Genomic DNA, 15,430 nt, shown 5'->3' with positions numbered 1-15,430 from the left:
TCCAGTCTCCCCGTGGCGCCCGGGACCGCTCGTCCGGCGGCGAGCACGCATCCGGCGCGTGACGTCGCGTCGGCGCAGCGCATCCGCCCGGAGGCGGACATCGCCCTCGGGATCGCGCGGCCGTCGGGCACGGCGCGCGCTCGGGGTGCGACGCGCCCTGCCGCGCCGAACCGGTCCAGGCGTCGGCGTAGCGCGCGTCAGTCCCGCTTGATAAACTTGCACTTGCCCCGCAGCGACCACGGTCCCCGCACACCGGCCTCGGAGCAGAACGCATCGACCGCCCGGGTCACACCCGGAAAGCGGCCTCCCAGGCGGTCGTAATCGTCGGCGATCAGGAGGCCCCCGGGTCGCAGGACCGGCCACCACGCGCGCAGGTCCGCCGTGACGGACGCCTCCTCGTGCCCGGCATCGAGATGGATGACATCGGCGGTCACGCCGCGCAGGCGCAGGAGTTCCGCGGCGTTCACCGAGTCGAGCGGCAGCGGCACGATCCGGTCCGTCATGCCGTCGCGCACCACGTTGGCCAGGAAGGTCCGGTAGAGGCTCGGATAGCCGTGCTCGGTGCCGAGTTCCGCGAAGAGCGCCTCGTCCGCCCAGTGATCGACAGCCCCGAGCCACGTATCGACCGCGATCACGGTGCCGGCGACATTCCGCTCGGCCATGGTCCGGGCGAGGTAGAGGGCGCTGGCCCCCTTCCAGGTGCCGATCTCGATGACCACGCGGGGCCGGATTTCGGTCACCGCCTCCTCGAGGTAGGGGTGAACGCTGCGCCAGCCCTGAAGGTCGGCGGGGCGCAGGTCCGCCGGGGGATCCGCGAAGGGGTCACGCCCGTGCCACAGGGCGGCGATGAGGTCCTGTCGGGTCATGTCCAAATGGTATCCCGCTCTTGCCGCGTCGCGCGCGGGCGGATGTAAGGGGCCGTGTCCGGCCTCAGCCGGTGCCCGCGGATCTGGCCGGACCGCGCAGGGATGCGACCTGCGCGTAGAGCGCCTCGCAGCGGTCGAGCCACAGGTCGCGGGTGAACAGGCGTAGGACCCGGGCCCGCGGGACGGAGCGGTCGATCGCTAGGGCCCGGCCGATGGCGTCGGCCAGGTTGATCCCGTCCCCGGGTCGGGCCAAGCGACCGGCCTCGCCGACGATCTCCGGAGCGGCGCCCCTGGCGAAGCCGGCGACCGGCAGGCCGCAGGCCATCGCCTCGACGGCCGCCAACCCGAACGGCTCGTCCCAGCAGGGGGTGAACAGGAACACCGAGGCGCGGCCGATCTCCGTCGCCAGAGCGGGGCCGGCGAGATGGCCGCCGTAGCGGATCGATCCGCCGAGCTGCGGTGCGATCTGCGCCGACCAGTAATCCGGTTCCTCGATCGGGCCGAACACCGTGAGGGGAAGCCCGGCCCGGCGCGCCGCCGCGATCGCGTGGTGCGCGCCCTTGACCGCGGCGATGCGCGCGCACCACACGGCGCTGCCGTCCCCGCGGGCGACGTAGGGCCACGCGGCGGGATCGATGCCGTTGTGGAGCACCGACGCCCCTGGCGGCGCGCCGTCCGGCCACCAGGCCCGCATCTGCGCCCGCGATGTCGCGGTGATCCGATGGCCCGGCACCGCGCTGGCCTGCACGAACCAGCGGAGCGCATCGTAGGGCGGGACGTGCAGCGAGGTGACGGTGGGCGTGGCCGACAGGCGCCGCGGCTCCAGAGGCAGCCGGCTCAGGCTGTTGTTGTGCAGGATGTCGAAGCCGCCCGCGGCGATCCGGTCGCAGGCGGCGGCGTACCCGTCGTCGAGATGCGCCTTCAGCGCCGCGTCGCCGCGATGCTCCAGGCCGGGGAAGCGGCGCTCCTGATGGAGCGGGATCACCGGGTCGAGGACGAAGCGCCGGTCGCTGTCCCCGGCAGCGAACAGCACGAGGTCGTGGCCGCGGGCCGTCAGCCCGTCCGCGAGGCCCCACGTGTAGGCTTCCAGGCCGCCCGCGAAGGGCGGCGCGATCGGGTGGCGGAGATGCGCGAGGAGGGCGATCCTCATGCCGACGGCGGCGCGGGGGCGCCGGCCCGGTCCCCGGCGCTGGCGGCCTCTCCGGCCTCTCGAGCCTGTTGGGTCTCTCGGGCCTCGATGGCGCGGATGACCGAGGCCGAGTTGGTGTAGGGCTGGTGGCCCTGCTGGCCTGTCAGGGCCAGCTCCGCGGCATCCGGACGGCGCAGGATCCGGATCGGCCGGTCGGGCGTGTCGTCGATCAGGCCCAGGACGCGGAACGCGTAGAGCCAGTGGCCCATGGTGCGGTAGCCCCACTTGGCCTCGAACAGCTCGGCGTTGCGCACCACGCTGTCGAGGTGGTGGACCGGGGGCATGTGGTGCGGGTGGTACTGGTGATAGGCGCGCGCGCCCTTCATCCAGGCGATCGGGATCTTGCGCGCGTCGAGAAGCTTGCCGAAATCCGTGTCCTCGCCGCCGTAGCCGGTGTAGCGCTCGTCGAAGCCGCCGGTCGCCGCGAAGGTGGCGCGCCGGATCGCGAAGTTGAGCGACCAGAAGCAGCGATAATCCTGGCAGATCTCGATGCCGGCGGCCGGCGGCCCGCGGCGGTCGGAGTGCTTCTCGGCGAGCGTGTCGAGGCCCGCGTAGTCCCAGTCGCCGGCCGTGGCGCGCTCGGGCAGGTGCAGCACCTCGCCCATCAGCAGGCCGTCGAGCGCCACGAGGGCCCGCGCGTAGTCGGCGACCAGATCGGGAGCCGGGATACAGTCGACATCCAGGAAGACGACGTCGCTGCCGCGCGCCGCCGCCACGCCGCGGTTGCGCGCGGCCGCCAGGGGGAGTTCGCGGCCCGGAACCAGGATCTGGCGGACGGGGAAGGGCGCCTCGGGCAGATCGTAGGGCGCATCCTGCATCACCGCGACGATGAACTCGGCGGGCGGCTGCGTCTGCCGCTCCAGACCGCGGAGCACGTTGCGCAGGTGCGCCGGCCGGCCCTTGGCGAGGGTCACGACGGAAACGGTGGACATGCGGCGCTCGGGCTCCGGTTGGGGCGGGGAGGGGGCGATCATTCGGCCGCGGCGATACGGCGCGCGGCGGGTTCGGGGCCGTCGCCGGCCGATTCGGAATCCCAGAGCGCGTCGACCAGCCCTTCGAGCCAGCCCGCGGCGCGCGCGGCGGCATCGGGGGCGTAGAGGCTGCGCAGGGCGGTCCCGTCGAGGGCGCGGGCGCGCGCGAGGAGGTCGCGCCAGCCCGTCAGATCTCCCGGCCAGGCGGGGGCCTGCACGGCGGCACCGAGGCGGACCAGCGCCTCGGCCTTGCGCGTCTGCTCGGCGAAGTAGCGCCATTCGGGCATCACGATCAGGCGGCCGCCGACGCGGGCAGCCTCGTGCACCGTGTTGTCGCCGGCCGATGCGATGATGATGTCGGCCGCGGCGAGGTAGTCGGTCACCGAGGGCACCCAGCCGAGCTCGCGCAGATTGGCGAAGTCGGTCTCGTGGCCCTCGCGATGGGTCGGCCCGAGGGTGAGCCAGAGCGCGTCCGGCGCGGCGCGGGCCGCGACGGTGAGCGGCGCGTAGGGCGTGCCGCTGCCGCCGCCGCCGGTCAGCGCGACGACGATCTCGCGGTCGGGATCGAGGCCGAGCCGCGCCCGCGCCTCGACGCGCTCCGGCACGCGATCGACACTGGTGCACAGGCCGCCGCTGTAGAAGGTCCTGGCGCGCAGGCGCGCCGGATAATCGTCCTGCTCGAGGCGCTCGTCGAAGGGGGCGAGCATCCCCACGCAGGCCTCGTAGGCGCCCACGTGGCCGATGTCGGAGCGGTCGCCGTGCATCCGGATCTGCACCGCGGGCACGCTGGCGATGCGGGACAGGAGCGCGATCTCCGCCGAGACATCGACGACGAACAGCCCGACCTCGCGCTCGTCGAGGTGGTCGAGGATGCGCCGCATGGTCCGGCGCATCTCGCTCAGCCCCAGGGGGACACAGTGCATCACCTGCGGCGTCGGCTCGGCGTAGAGCCGCGGGGTCGGGACGGCGGCGCCGATCATGTTCGGCAGCGGCACGATCTCGACGTCGCGGGCGAAGCCGTCGAACAGGCGCGGATCCGCCGTGAGGAGCGAGACGGGGCGGTCCCGGGCGAATTCCGTCGCCACCGCCATCGTGCGGTTGGCGTGGCCGCGGCCCTGGTGATGGACGAAGAACGCGATGGGTTTCTTCATGGGGTGCGGTTCGGCCTCGGGATCAGGAGAACAGGGCGTCGGACCGCAGCGCGGCGGCGATCTCGGCTTCGGTCGGGGGCCGGATGAGGCGGATCGCGGGGGCATCGGCATCCCAGGCGATGAGACCGGCTCCGCGGAACTGCTCCAGCCAGTACGTCATGCACCAGCGGCCGTGCCGGGCCCGGAAGCGCGCCGCGTTCGCCAGGATCGGGGCGAAGTGCTGCAGCGGCGGCACATGGACCGGGTGATGCTGATGGAAGGCGCGGGCGCCCCCGACCCAGAAGGTCGGCAGCCCGCTGGCCGCGAGCCGAGCGGCGAGGTCGGTCTCCTCCCCGCCGTAGCCGACATACGCCTCGTCCATGCCGCCCACCGCGCTCCACGCGGCGGCCGCGAGGGCGAAGGACAGGCCCCAGAGCTGGCCGGCATCGGGCTCCGGCCGCAGACCGGCGGCCGGGGCGGCGGGCCGGGCCGGATGGGCGCGGGCGACGCGGTCGAGCGCCGCCGGATCGAGGGCGTCGACGGGGATCGCCCCGGGCGGCAGGTAGAGAACCTCGCCGAGGAAGAGCCCCCGCGCGGTCGCGGCGGCCTGCCCGTAGGCCGCGACCAGGGTCGGCGACGGGATGCAGTCGACGTCGAGGAAGACGAGGAGATCGCCGGTGGCCGCGGCTGCGGCGCGGTTGCGCGCGGCCGCCAGCGGCATCGGGTCGCCCGGGACGGGGACGTGGCGGACGGGGCAGCCCGGATCGGGCAGGTCCGGCGCCGGCGCCGGCTGCATCCAGGCGATGACGAGTTCGCGCGGGCGCAGCGTCTGGCCCGCGAGCCCGCGCATCAGGTTGCGCAGGTGGTCCGCGCGGCCGCGGACCAGGGTCAGCACGCTCGGGGCAGGGCCCGCCGGCTCAGCCGACATCGGCCAAAATCCGGCGGAAATGCGAGACGCCCTCGATGATGCCCCGCGCATGCGTCCGGCGGGCGACGTAGGAGTGCTTCAGGGCCGCGTTGCTCGCCAGATCATCCGAGTAGTTCGCGACGATGATCGCCTGGACGTGGGCGCGGAGCATCTCGATGTCGTTGCCGGAATCGCCGGCCACGAACACCGCGTGCTCCGGCAGGTCGTACAGGGCCCGGACATGGTCGACCGCGGTGCCCTTCGAGGCCGCCGCCGGCAGGACGTCGAGATAGCGACCGTGGCTGTGGATCACGCAGGCGGGAATGCCGGCCTCGTCGAGGCGCCCGCGGACGCGCCGCGCCCCGGTCGCGTCGCCGAAATAGCTCAGCTTCAGCGCGCGCTGCTCCAGCGGCCCCTGGGGGACGAGCCCGTCGAGGCCGCGCAGCGCGTCGTGAACCGCCGCGCGGTCCCAGTCGGCGGCGATGCCCCGGCGCCACGCCGCATCGGCCGTGTAGGTCACGCCGTTCGCGTCGAGATGGTAGATCTCGGAGCCGACCGAGGTGATCATCACCTGGGGTCTCGGGCTGGCCTGCTGCTCGAGGACCGCCATGGCGCTGTGGAAGGAGCGGCCGGTGGCGACCCCGAAGGCGAGACCGGCCTGCCGGCTGCGCCAGCGTCGGAAGATCTCGAGGGCCGCCGTGCAGCCGATCAGCGTGTTGTCGATGTCGCAGACGAGGAGCTGCCGCGTCGGCGGCGCATCCTGCTGCGGCGCCAGCAGGGCGCGCAGGAGGACGTGGTATCGCGCGGCGTGCCGATCCCAGTCGTAGGCCGCCGCCGCCCGCGCGCCGCCCGCCACGCAGCGGACGTAGAGGGCCGGGTCGCCGAGGATCCGCAGACAGGCGGCGGCGATCGTGCCGGGCGCGCGCGGATCCACCAGCAGCCCGTTGCCGCAGGTCTCGACGATGTCGTTGGGGCCGCCGCTGTCGGTGGCCACCAGCGGCAGGCCGGCGGCCGAGGCTTCCAGGAGCGTCAGGCCGAAGGGCTCGTTGAGGGCCGGGTTGACGAACAGGCCGCCGCGGGCGCGGGCGTAGGCGTAGATCGCCGGAACGTCCTCCGGCCGGTGCGTCTTCGGGTAGGCGACGCACCCGTAGAGATCGTACCGGTCGATCAGGACCAGCAGGTCGCGCATCGTCGCGGCCATGTCGCCGTCGAGGCTGTCGATGTCGTCGCGGGTGCCGGCGACGATCACGAGATTGGCGCGCGCGCGCAGGGCGCGGCTCTCGCCGTAGGCCTGCACCAGGGCCGCGAGATTTTTTCGGGCGACCGGTCTGGCGAGCGCGAGGATCGCCGGCTTGGCGGCCTCGTGCAGGAACCGGTCGATCGCGGCGTCGACCTGCGGCCGGGGCCGCGCCGCGGCGAAGCGGGCCAGGTCGCTGCCCGGCGGCAGGACGCGGACGCGGCCGGGTTCGTAGGCGGCGTAGCCGGCGTATTGCACCTCCGCTTCGTCCCGCGACGAGGCGATGACGAGCCGGGCCCGCGCCAGGGCGGCCTCCTCGGCGGCGATCCGGCAGGCCAGGTCGGGGCGGACGGGGGAGGGGGCCAGCATCCCCGCCTTCACGCGCCCGAGGGAATGGGCCGTGAACACGAAGGGGATGCCGAGGCGGTCCTCCACCAGGGCCGCCACCGTGGCCGCGTCCGCGTAATGCGCGTGGACGAGATCCGGAGCCCGGTCCTGAGCGGCGATCCACGCGATCAGGTGCTCCGCGAAGGACGCGACCTCGGCGTGCATCGCCTCCTTGGCGCAGTAGTCCGGCGACGCGCTCGCGAGCCGCACGAGCGTGACCTTGTCGGCGATCCGCTCCTCGGGCACGGCGTAGGCGGCGCCGAGCTGGCCGTGGAACAGGCGCGTCGCCACGACGATCCGCTCGAGGTCGCGATCCTGCGCGGAGGCCGACACGAGATCGAGCAGGTAACGGATGTGGCCGCCGGTGTCGGCGGTGAGCCCGTAGATCACGCCGTCGCCGCGCAGGCAGCCCTGCAGGGCGATATGCAGGACGAACATCAGGCGTCGGACGCGCTTGCCGGCCGCTCCTGAAAACTTAACTTATGTAAAGAGGACACCGTGATCCGCGTTGCCCAGGTCGCACCGAACATATTTCCCGTTCCCCCAAGCCATCACGGCGGCACCGAGCGCATTGTGCATGATCTCAGCACGGCACTACGAAGCTTGGGCGTGGAAGTAACGTTGTTCGCCCCGTCAGACAGTGCGACAGACTTGCCGCGCGTGGGCGAATATCCGAGCCTGACGGCGCTGGAGCGGAGGCACGGGCGCGTGTCGCCGGGGGTCCCCGCCGCCCTGGATTCCTTGCAGCTGGAGGCACTTCGCGCGCGGCTCGACGCGTTCGACATCGTCCATTGCCACGGCGAATTCGCGCACGCGCCGCTCCTGGGCGAACGCCGCCGGCGCAGCCTGACCACGGTGCACTGGCGGGTGGACGAACTCGACCGGGCGCTGTTCTTCGCGGGCTTCCCCGACCTGCCGGTCGCGGCCATCTCGGCGGCCCAGGAGGCCCGGATCCCGGTCGCGAACCGCATGGGCGTCGTGCATCACGGCATCGACCGGGACCGCTACGCCCTGCGCACCGAACCCGACACCCATGTCGCCTTCGTGGGCCGCCTGACCGACCAGAAGCGGCCCGACACCGCGATCCGGGTCGCCCGCGCGGCCGGCGTCCCGATCCGCCTCGGCGGCACGATCGACGTCGGCAATCCGGATTATTTCGACCGCCGCGTGCGCCCGCTGCTCGGCCCCGACGCGACCTATCTCGGGCCCGTCGACGACGCCCGGAAGGGGGACCTCCTGGGCGGCGCCCGGGCGCTCCTGTTCCCGATCGACTGGCCCGAGCCTTTCGGCCTCGTGATGATCGAGGCGATGGCCTGCGGCACACCGGTCGTCGCCTGGGATCGGGGCTCGGTCCCCGAGATCGTCGAGGACGGGGTGACGGGCTTCATCGTGTCCAGCGAGGCCGAGGCCGTGGCGGCCCTGGGACGGGTCGGACGGCTCGATCGCGCCCGGATCCGCGGCCGGTTCGAGGAACGGTTCACCGCCGAGCGCATGGCGCGCGACTACGTCGCGCTCTACCGCCGCCTCCTCGCCGCCTGATGCGCACCGCCCTCCTGGCCTGGGACTACCCGCCGGCCCCGAGCGGGCTCTCGACCGCGGCCCGCGAGATCGCCGAGAGCCTCGCGGAGGCGGGCGCGGAGGTCACGGTCTTCACCCTCGACCGGACCGGCCGCCGGCAGGTCGGCGGCGTCGCGGTGGTGGGCCTTGCCCTGCCGGCCGGCGGCGCCCTGGCGCGGCTTCGCTCCTGGGGCTCGGCCGGGCACCTGGCCGCGCCGGTCGCCTTCCGGCGCGCCGTGCTCGACGCGCATGGCCGGGCGCCCTTCGCCGTGGTCGAGGCCACGAACTGGTACGCGCCGGCCGCGCTCCTTGCCGGACGCCCCGGCCTGCCGCTGGTGACGCGCAGTTCGACGCCGGCCGCCTTCACGCGCGACCCGGCCGGCACCCTGCGGAACCGCCTCGACGGGTGGACGGCCGATCGCCTCGAACGCCGGCAGGCCCGGGGCAGCGCCGGCCTCATCGCCAACACGGCCGCGCACGGGGCGGTGATCGTGCGGGCATACGGGCTGACGGGCCGGCAGCCCGCCGCCGTGATCGGGCTCAGCCTCCCGCCCGGGATCGCGACCGGCGCCCGCGGTGCCGCCTATCCGGCGGCGGATCACCCGGTGCGCCTGCTGTTCGTCGGGCGGGCGGAGGCGCGCAAGGGGTTCGACGCGCTCATGCGCGCGGTCGCCCTCCTCGGCCGCGAGCAGGACCGGGGCAGCCTGCCGCCCTTCCGCCTCGACCTCGTCGGTGTCGCACCGGACGATCTCCCGGCCGATCTGCCCGCGGAGACACGGAGCCGCATCCGCGCCCGCGGCCGGATCGACGGCGACGCCCTGGCAGAGGCTTACGCGCAGGCCCACGCGGTGATCGCACCGTCCCGCTACGAGAGCTTCGGCCTGGTCTACCAGGAGGCCCTTGCCTATGGCCGGCCGGTGGTCGCCTGCGCGGAGGATGCGAGCGCCCGCGCCTTCGTCGGGGCGCCGGGCGCCGGCCCCCTGGCCGAGGCCGCGACCGGGCCGGCCCTGGCAGAAGCCCTGCGTCCGCTCCTCGTCGATCCCGGCCTGCGTCTGACCTATCGCGCGCGCGCCCTCGCGGCGGCCGGCCGCTTCGGCCGGGCCGACCTCGGGCAGGCGACCCTGGCACTCTACCGGCGGGCGATCGCGGCGGCCGGCCGGGCCTGAACGGGGCACGGGCCCGGCAGAGACACGCGCCCGGCAGAGGCACGGGCCTAGCTGGTGCTCGCGGCCGGCCGGGGCGCGGGCCCGGACGGGGCCGCCGCCCCGTCAGTCGGCGTAGGGACGCAGCAGCGCCGATTCCTCATCGAGCCGGCCTCGCCCGGGATCGAGGGCTTCGTAGCGGCGCGACCGCGCCCGCACGTGGTCCGCGCTCAGGCGATGCGCGATCACCCCATGCAGAGTGATGAAGCCGCGCGGCCAGCCGCCGTCGAGAACCGGGCGCTCGTGCACCCGGCCGGAAAAGCGCGTGCGCGTCCGGTTGAGCCGGTACTGGACGTCCGGGAAGACGTCCGACACGACGCCGTCGACCCGGTTCGCCCGCGCGAGCCCGACCGAGACCGCGTCTCCCGCCTCGGCCAGCGCGGCGAGGGCCGGCAGGAGCCGGCCGGTGGCGGGTTCGATGGATTCATCGGCGTCGAGCTGCAGCATCCAGGCGTGGCGCGCGAGGTCCTGAAGCGCGTTCCGCTGGGCGGCGAAATCGCCCTCGAGGGGCCGGGCGGCGACACGGACCCCGCCGTCCGGAAACCCCGCGACCGGCACCGCCCGGGGTGCGGCAGCCGGCCCGTCGAGGAGGAGCGTGACGTCGTCCGTCCAGCCCGCCTGCCCGGGCAGCGACGCCAGGACCGCGTCCCGCTCCGCGGGACGGCAGAGGAGGCCGAGGGAGACGGGATGCCGGCTGGCCTCCGCGAGCGCGAAGAGTTCGGCCCGCGCCGCGTGCCCGGCGTGGGGGTTCAGCAGCGCCGCGCGGCCCGCGCCGTCGAGCGGGCGGGTGCCGCGGCCGAGGCGGGTCGCGGCCGTCCGCAGGGTGTAGATGTCCAGGCCGTAGGGCGCGTCCGGGTCGGACACGAAGGCTGGCGCGGCGAGGTGCCGGGCCAAGTGTTCCCGGCACGCGGCCGGGTCGGCGTCGCCCGCCACCAGGACGCCGCAGGAGCCGCAGGCCCGCGGGAAGGTGCGGCGGCGGCCATCGGGATAAACCACGCTCCGCCCGCTGGGTCCGAGCATGTCGGCCGCGCAGACGAAGCAGCGTCGCATGATCCTCATCCCGGTCCGGCCGGTCCGGCCGCGGTCTGGTCGTCCCGGGCCGGGGCCTTACTTCGACGGCTTCCTCCGATCCTTGCCAGCGATGCCATCCGCCGTCGATCCCCCCGCCGACACCGTGGGCCTGCCCACCGGCTCTCCCCTCGCCATCGTCGGCAATGCGCCCGGGACCGGTCATGTAGGGTCCGCGGTCGATGCGGCCGCGTGCGTGGTGCGCTTCAACAACGCGCCGGGCTTCGGCGGACCGACCGGCCGGCGCGTCACGCACCTCGCCTTGGTCAATCGCGGGGGCCAGACCCGGGAATGGCTGGCGGACCGCCACTTCCTGGAGCGCCCGGTCGTCCGGGAGGCGCAGGCCTTCATTCTGCCCTACCCGATGCTCCCGCTGGCGCAGAATGTCCCCGAGCCGATCTGCTGGACGCGCGAGATCGCGAGCCTGCTCCGGCCCCTGGGACGCCCGATCCACATCCTGCCGCAGGCCCTGCACGGGCGGGCGCACGCGCTGTTGGCCGCCCGGACGCAGGGATCCCCGAACCCCAGCACCGGCTTCCTCGTGACGCTCGCGCTGCTGCTCGACCGCCCCGCGCAGGCCCGGCCGGCGGATGCCTACGGCTTCGGCTTCGCCGGATGGCCGGGCCATCCCTGGGCAGCCGAGCGCGCTTGGTTCGCCGCCGCCGAGGCATCCGGGCGGATCCGCCTGCACCCGCCCGAAGGCTGAACCTCATGGCCACGCTGATCACGGTTCTCAGGAGCGGCGGCCGCTACGACGCGACCTGGGTCGAACGCCTCGCGCGCGGCGTCCGCCGCCATGCGCCGGCCTTCCGACGGATCCGCTGCCTCACGGACCTGCCGCTCGCCGTGGCGGGGGTGGAGCGGGTATCCCTGCGCCATGACTGGCCGGCGTGGTGGGCCAAGATGAGGCGTTCCGGCCCGACCTGAGCGACGGCCCGACCCTCCTGTGCGACCTCGACACGGTCCTGACCGGACCGGCGGATGCCCTGGCCGAGCCCGGCCTCGCCGCGATGGAGGACTACTTCCACAAGGGACGGCTCTCCAGCGCGCTGCTGCGCTGGTGCGGGGACGCGCTCAGCCCGCTCTACACGACCTTCGCGGCCAATCCCGAGCGCTGGATGTGCCCGGGGTCCTGCGGTCCCGTGCCGAACGCGGTGCACGGCGATCAGGTCGTCATCGACCACCTGCTGCGCCGGGGCGGCCGGCAGCCGGATTTCATCCAGCGCCTCCATCCCGGCCTGCTCGATTTCTACGATCCCCGGCGCGACGTCCATGGCCCGGTCGTGATCTTCATCGGGGCGGCGAAGCCGGACACGGCGACCGGGGCCGTTCGTGCGGCGTGGACGCGCAGCTGAGGGGCAGCTGAGGAGCAGTTCGGCAGCGGGATCCGGCGCGAACGGCAGGTCGCCGAGCCCGAGGGGTCAGAGGGTGTGAACCAGCGCCAGGACCGGGCGCGAGTTGGGGGGCGGGTGCCCCTCGGCCGCCGCGGCGGGCGCCGGTACGACCGCGCCGCCCGTCGGCCCATCCCCGCTCGCACCCTGCGGCAGGGCCGCGCCCTCGATCCGCTCGATGAGGGCCGCGATCTCGGAGGCCGGGCGCGCGGGACTGTAGAGGAAGCCCTGGGCGATGTCGCAACGCTTCTCCCGGAGGACCTCGAGTTGCTGGCGGGTCTCGACGCCTTCCACCGTCACGTTCATCGACAGGGCGCGGGCCATCCGGGCGATGGCCTCGACCACCGCAACCTTCTCGGGGCGGCCCTGAAGGTCGCGCACGAAGGAGCGGTCGACCTTCACCTTGTCGAACGGAAACTCGGTCAGGTAGCTCAGGCTGGAATAGCCCGTTCCGAAGTCGTCCAGCGCGATCCTGACGCCCGTCGCGCGCAGGCGCTTCAGGTTCTCCAGCACCTCCGGCCCGTGATCCAGCAACACCGACTCGGTGATCTCGATCTCCAAGCGCTCCGGCGCGAGGCCGGTTTCGCGCAGGACCGCCGCCACCTCCCCGTGGAAGCTCGGCATGCGCACATGGATGGAGGAGATGTTCTCCTCGACATTGTTCAATAATATCGTTTTTCATCAGATACTTAGACCTCTGATATTTCGCTCTACCCACACTTTTGCCCGCGCCGCATGAGCAGCTTGTCGGGTATGGCAGGGAACGGTGGAGAACTGATCTGCCCGCACCAGATGCGCGAGTGACGTTCGCATAAGCACTAAAGCGCGATTGAACGGTCAAGCTGAATGCAATATCATGCATTTATCGGCTTCGGTCGATCTTCCACGCCCGCAACCTGGTGGCCCCTCAGTCCCTTGGACCGCGGGCGTGGATGCTTTTTTGCTCAACTGTCGGCTGGTGCGTGTAGGATTTTAACCAACGGTTGAACCTACCGGCTAAGCGGTAGTACGTAGGTGTCGCCGGCTTTTGCCGACCCTCCACGCCCGCCTACCGCACGCCCCTCAGCGTCAAAGGCGGGCGTGGATGCTCAGGTTCGCCGTCGCACTCGCACATGGACCGGTCGCGGGTTGAAGCCGAGAAGGGCGAGGATCAGGCGCATAGCGTGATCACCTCCCGCAGCACGGTCAGGACGAGTTGCTGGCCAACGTCGAGCCTGCTTTCGTCCTTGTCATTCCTGAACGGTAGGGCGTGATCCGAGAAATCCTTGAGGCATAGCTGTGCTTTAGCCTGCAGGTCTGACAACGAGCGTGAGGGCTCAGCGATGGCCCGATCTATCACCGCGTCGGACAAGTCGCCTTCATCACTGATCCGGTCATCGTCCCATTCCTCGGCGACGGCAGCCGTATTGATGTAGTCGACATGCCGGATGGCCCAAAGACAGGCTTCGGCGAGGTCGGACCGAGCTGCAATTGCCTCGGAAGGAAGGGCCATGACGGCCCCACCTGTAAGTGGGGAGGCAAGGATGGCGCCGAGCGCGGCGCGGCGGGTTGAGGCCTTCATCGTCCGCCTTCCCGCCAATCGCATCCGACCGCCGCCAGTACGAGCGCTGCACGCGTTGAAGGCGGCCGAGCGTTGGTACCGCTCATCTCTCGATGCCACTCGTAAGCTGGACCATGAAGCGTGTACCAGTTGCGCTCCATTGAACCGTGCAGTTCGACCTGAGCTCGGTAGTGCTCGAACGCAGCCCAGTTGGCGTACTCGGCGAGCAACCGTTCCGTGACCGGCTCGGCTACGGCAGAAGGCGCCCCGATCAGGGTGACACCGCCGCCAATGAGCGGGAGCATGGTGAGGCCGCGTAAGAAGCCGCGGCGGTTGGTAGGGCCACTCATAAGCAGCCCCCGTACCCACGGAAGTCTTGCTCGCCGAGCGCGTCGCTGTCACCGAGCCCGTTGTCGTCGGTGTTGCCCTCGGCGTCGTGGCCGTCCTCCAAATCCGGATCCGGGTCGAGCGCGTCTAATAAGGCGAGGTCAGCCTCGATGCGGTCGGCGATCCGGCGGCGCAGCTCGCGGACGAGCTGACGGTTGGCGCCATCGTCCTCGACGAAGTAGCGGATCAGCCCTTCGCGGATGGCCTCGATCGCGGCATCGGCGGGCGGCAGCGGATCGGCCGCCCGCATCGCACGGATGGCTTGGGTGACGGGGCCCTGCTGCCTCTTGGCCACTGAAACCTGTGCGTCGCTCAGGTTATGGACCTGCGTGACGGGGCCCGGCTGCCGGCCGAGCCCCTGGCCTAATAAGGGCGAAACGCTGCGGGGCAGGGGTAATAAGGGCGTGCGTGTGCTATAGGCGTGGGTAGCCACTGACGTATCTCCAGTCCGTTGATGGTTAGGCCCGGCTGGAAATCTCACCTTCCTGTCGGGCCGTTTTTTTGGTACCACAGTTCTCATGGCGACGCAAGAAACTTTGCAACCAAAGAAACGGCGTGGGCCGAAGCCGACCGGTCAAGGGACGCCTATACAGGTGCGATTGCATCCTGAGAGCCTTAAGCCCCTCGATGCTTTGATCGACGCGCAACCCGATCCGAAGCCGTCACGCCCCGATATTATTCGGGTAGCCCTCACCGAGCACCTGAAGGCGAAGGGCTATCTGAAGTGAGCAGATCCCAGCTAGCTATGGGGCTTGCAAGTTCTGTCGTGGCGTTCGTGTCGGTCGTTGTGTTGAAGGCAAACGGTCATCAGAACGCGCTAAGCGCCGTCCTCGTCGCCGCTTTCGTTGCCGGAATTGCGGTGGTCACCGTCGTTGTCGCTGAAGAATGGTAGCCCCTCCGCCTCGTGGAAGAAGCGCAGGGCGCACTGGCGCCTGACACTGCTGATCAACGCCTTCCCTCACATGCCGAGCCGAGAGGACTAATAATGGCCGAGCTGTTACCCAATCGTCGCGTCAACCTAACAACGCCGACGGCCAGAAGGGCAGCGCGCCAGTCGAACGCGGATCAGGTTCACCAAGACGTCGACGCTGAGAAGCAGGCGTTGGAAGAGCGCACGGCGCAGCTGCGTGCCAAGCGGTTGGCGCAGGCCGCTGAAAGAATTCCTGACGGTCGACGGATTTGACAGTAGGTCAACGCTTCGAGGAAGGCGTGCATATGCCGAAGCGACGACGTCGTGGCGATCTGGCGAAGCGCCGGCTGCCTGACAGCCTCACCCGGCATCTATCCAGCCCGAAGGCCAAGATCGCGAAGACTCAAGAAGGCCGACGCCGCCCCTACCGGATGTCGGGGGCGGCCAAGGGCCTTGTCGTGTCGGTCCGGCTGGCGCGCCGGCTGGGTGATCTATCCCCGCGGCCTCGCACCCACGTTCGCGAAGCTCGGGCAGTACAGCACCACCTTGATCTCGACCTTCGTCCAGCACGCCTGCATCGCGGCCCTCGCGGAGGGCGACGGCTTCATCCGCACCATGGTGGACCGCTGCGCCGAGGCCCGCACGATCCTGGTGGACGGGCTGTCGGGCCTGCCGGGCGTCACCGCCG

The 15,430-nt window shown here is 71.9% G+C and carries 14 protein-coding genes and 2 pseudogenes; 6 read left to right on the top strand and 10 right to left on the bottom strand.

Features of this window, described 5'->3' with window-relative positions; all coding sequences use genetic code 11:
• Positions 1 to 197 precede the first annotated feature (197 nt).
• From MKK82_RS03720 to MKK82_RS03695, 6 genes are all read right to left on the bottom strand, one after another.
• Positions 198 to 866 (bottom strand): class I SAM-dependent methyltransferase, encoded by a 669-nt coding sequence (locus tag MKK82_RS03720; RefSeq protein WP_238291227.1) that lies wholly within the window; start codon positions 864 to 866, stop codon positions 198 to 200.
• Between the two features lie 64 nt (positions 867 to 930).
• Positions 931 to 2,016: a glycosyltransferase gene (locus MKK82_RS03715; RefSeq protein WP_238291228.1), complete on the bottom strand. Its 1,086-nt coding sequence runs from the start codon at positions 2,014 to 2,016 to the stop codon at positions 931 to 933.
• The gene (locus MKK82_RS03710) at positions 2,013 to 2,987 is read right to left on the bottom strand and encodes a glycosyltransferase family 2 protein (protein WP_238291230.1); all 975 of its coding nucleotides are present in this window, start codon (positions 2,985 to 2,987) and stop codon (positions 2,013 to 2,015) included. Before MKK82_RS03710 ends, MKK82_RS03715 begins: the two co-directional genes overlap by 4 nt.
• A 38-nt stretch (positions 2,988 to 3,025) precedes the next feature.
• A complete protein-coding gene (locus MKK82_RS03705) occupies positions 3,026 to 4,177 on the bottom strand; it encodes a glycosyltransferase (RefSeq protein ID WP_238291231.1) in 1,152 nt (383 codons plus the stop codon).
• 22 nt (positions 4,178 to 4,199) lie between these two features.
• Complete coding sequence (locus tag MKK82_RS03700; RefSeq protein ID WP_238291232.1) at positions 4,200 to 5,084, bottom strand: glycosyltransferase family 2 protein; 885 nt, start codon at positions 5,082 to 5,084, stop codon at positions 4,200 to 4,202.
• A complete protein-coding gene (locus MKK82_RS03695; RefSeq protein WP_243984683.1) occupies positions 5,074 to 7,125 on the bottom strand; it encodes an HAD-IIB family hydrolase in 2,052 nt (683 codons plus the stop codon). The genes MKK82_RS03700 and MKK82_RS03695 overlap by 11 nt, the downstream gene beginning before the upstream one ends.
• A gap of 60 nt (positions 7,126 to 7,185) precedes the next feature.
• On the opposite strand from MKK82_RS03695, the gene MKK82_RS03690 reads away from it, so the two are divergent.
• On the top strand, positions 7,186 to 8,226 hold the full coding sequence (locus MKK82_RS03690; protein ID WP_238291234.1) for a glycosyltransferase family 4 protein: 1,041 nt from the start codon (positions 7,186 to 7,188) through the stop codon (positions 8,224 to 8,226).
• On the top strand, positions 8,226 to 9,410 hold the full coding sequence (locus tag MKK82_RS03685) for a glycosyltransferase family 4 protein (protein WP_238291235.1): 1,185 nt from the start codon (positions 8,226 to 8,228) through the stop codon (positions 9,408 to 9,410). The genes MKK82_RS03690 and MKK82_RS03685 overlap by 1 nt, the downstream gene beginning before the upstream one ends.
• A 102-nt stretch (positions 9,411 to 9,512) precedes the next feature.
• Here MKK82_RS03685 and MKK82_RS03680 read toward each other — a convergent pair whose 3' ends face one another.
• Complete coding sequence (locus MKK82_RS03680) at positions 9,513 to 10,496, bottom strand: hypothetical protein (protein WP_238291236.1); 984 nt, start codon at positions 10,494 to 10,496, stop codon at positions 9,513 to 9,515.
• A 91-nt stretch (positions 10,497 to 10,587) separates the two neighbouring features.
• Between MKK82_RS03680 and MKK82_RS03675 the strand changes: the two genes are divergently transcribed.
• Both MKK82_RS03675 and MKK82_RS03665 read left to right on the top strand, forming a co-directional pair.
• Positions 10,588 to 11,220 carry a hypothetical protein gene (locus MKK82_RS03675; protein ID WP_243984682.1) on the top strand — a complete coding sequence of 211 codons (633 nt, stop codon included), beginning with the start codon at positions 10,588 to 10,590 and terminating at the stop codon, positions 11,218 to 11,220.
• A 5-nt stretch (positions 11,221 to 11,225) separates the two neighbouring features.
• Positions 11,226 to 11,869: pseudogene (locus MKK82_RS03665) on the top strand (hypothetical protein).
• 66 nt (positions 11,870 to 11,935) lie between these two features.
• Here the strand turns inward: MKK82_RS03665 and MKK82_RS03660 are convergent.
• The 3 genes from MKK82_RS03660 to MKK82_RS03650 all read right to left on the bottom strand — a co-directional run bounded on the left by MKK82_RS03660 (position 11,936) and on the right by MKK82_RS03650 (position 14,265).
• Positions 11,936 to 12,571, bottom strand: a complete 636-nt coding sequence (locus MKK82_RS03660) for an EAL domain-containing protein (protein ID WP_243984676.1) — start codon at positions 12,569 to 12,571, stop codon at positions 11,936 to 11,938.
• Positions 12,572 to 13,055: 484 nt separating this feature from the next.
• Entirely contained in the window at positions 13,056 to 13,466 is a 411-nt protein-coding gene (locus MKK82_RS03655; RefSeq protein WP_243984674.1) for a hypothetical protein, read from the bottom strand.
• Positions 13,467 to 13,791: 325 nt separating this feature from the next.
• On the bottom strand, positions 13,792 to 14,265 hold the full coding sequence (locus MKK82_RS03650) for a hypothetical protein (protein ID WP_243984672.1): 474 nt from the start codon (positions 14,263 to 14,265) through the stop codon (positions 13,792 to 13,794).
• 552 nt (positions 14,266 to 14,817) lie between these two features.
• Here MKK82_RS03650 and MKK82_RS03645 point away from each other — a divergent pair.
• The gene (locus MKK82_RS03645; RefSeq protein ID WP_243984671.1) at positions 14,818 to 15,015 is read left to right on the top strand and encodes a hypothetical protein; all 198 of its coding nucleotides are present in this window, start codon (positions 14,818 to 14,820) and stop codon (positions 15,013 to 15,015) included.
• 213 nt (positions 15,016 to 15,228) lie between these two features.
• A pseudogene (locus tag MKK82_RS03640) lies at positions 15,229 to 15,430 on the top strand (aminotransferase class I/II); the annotation flags it as partial.

This window comes from Methylobacterium sp. E-046 (assembly GCF_022829625.1).
GTDB lineage: Bacteria > Pseudomonadota > Alphaproteobacteria > Rhizobiales > Beijerinckiaceae > Methylobacterium > Methylobacterium longum.
Note: the sequence above shows the minus strand (reverse complement) of the source record. Positions and strands in the feature narration are given on the sequence as shown.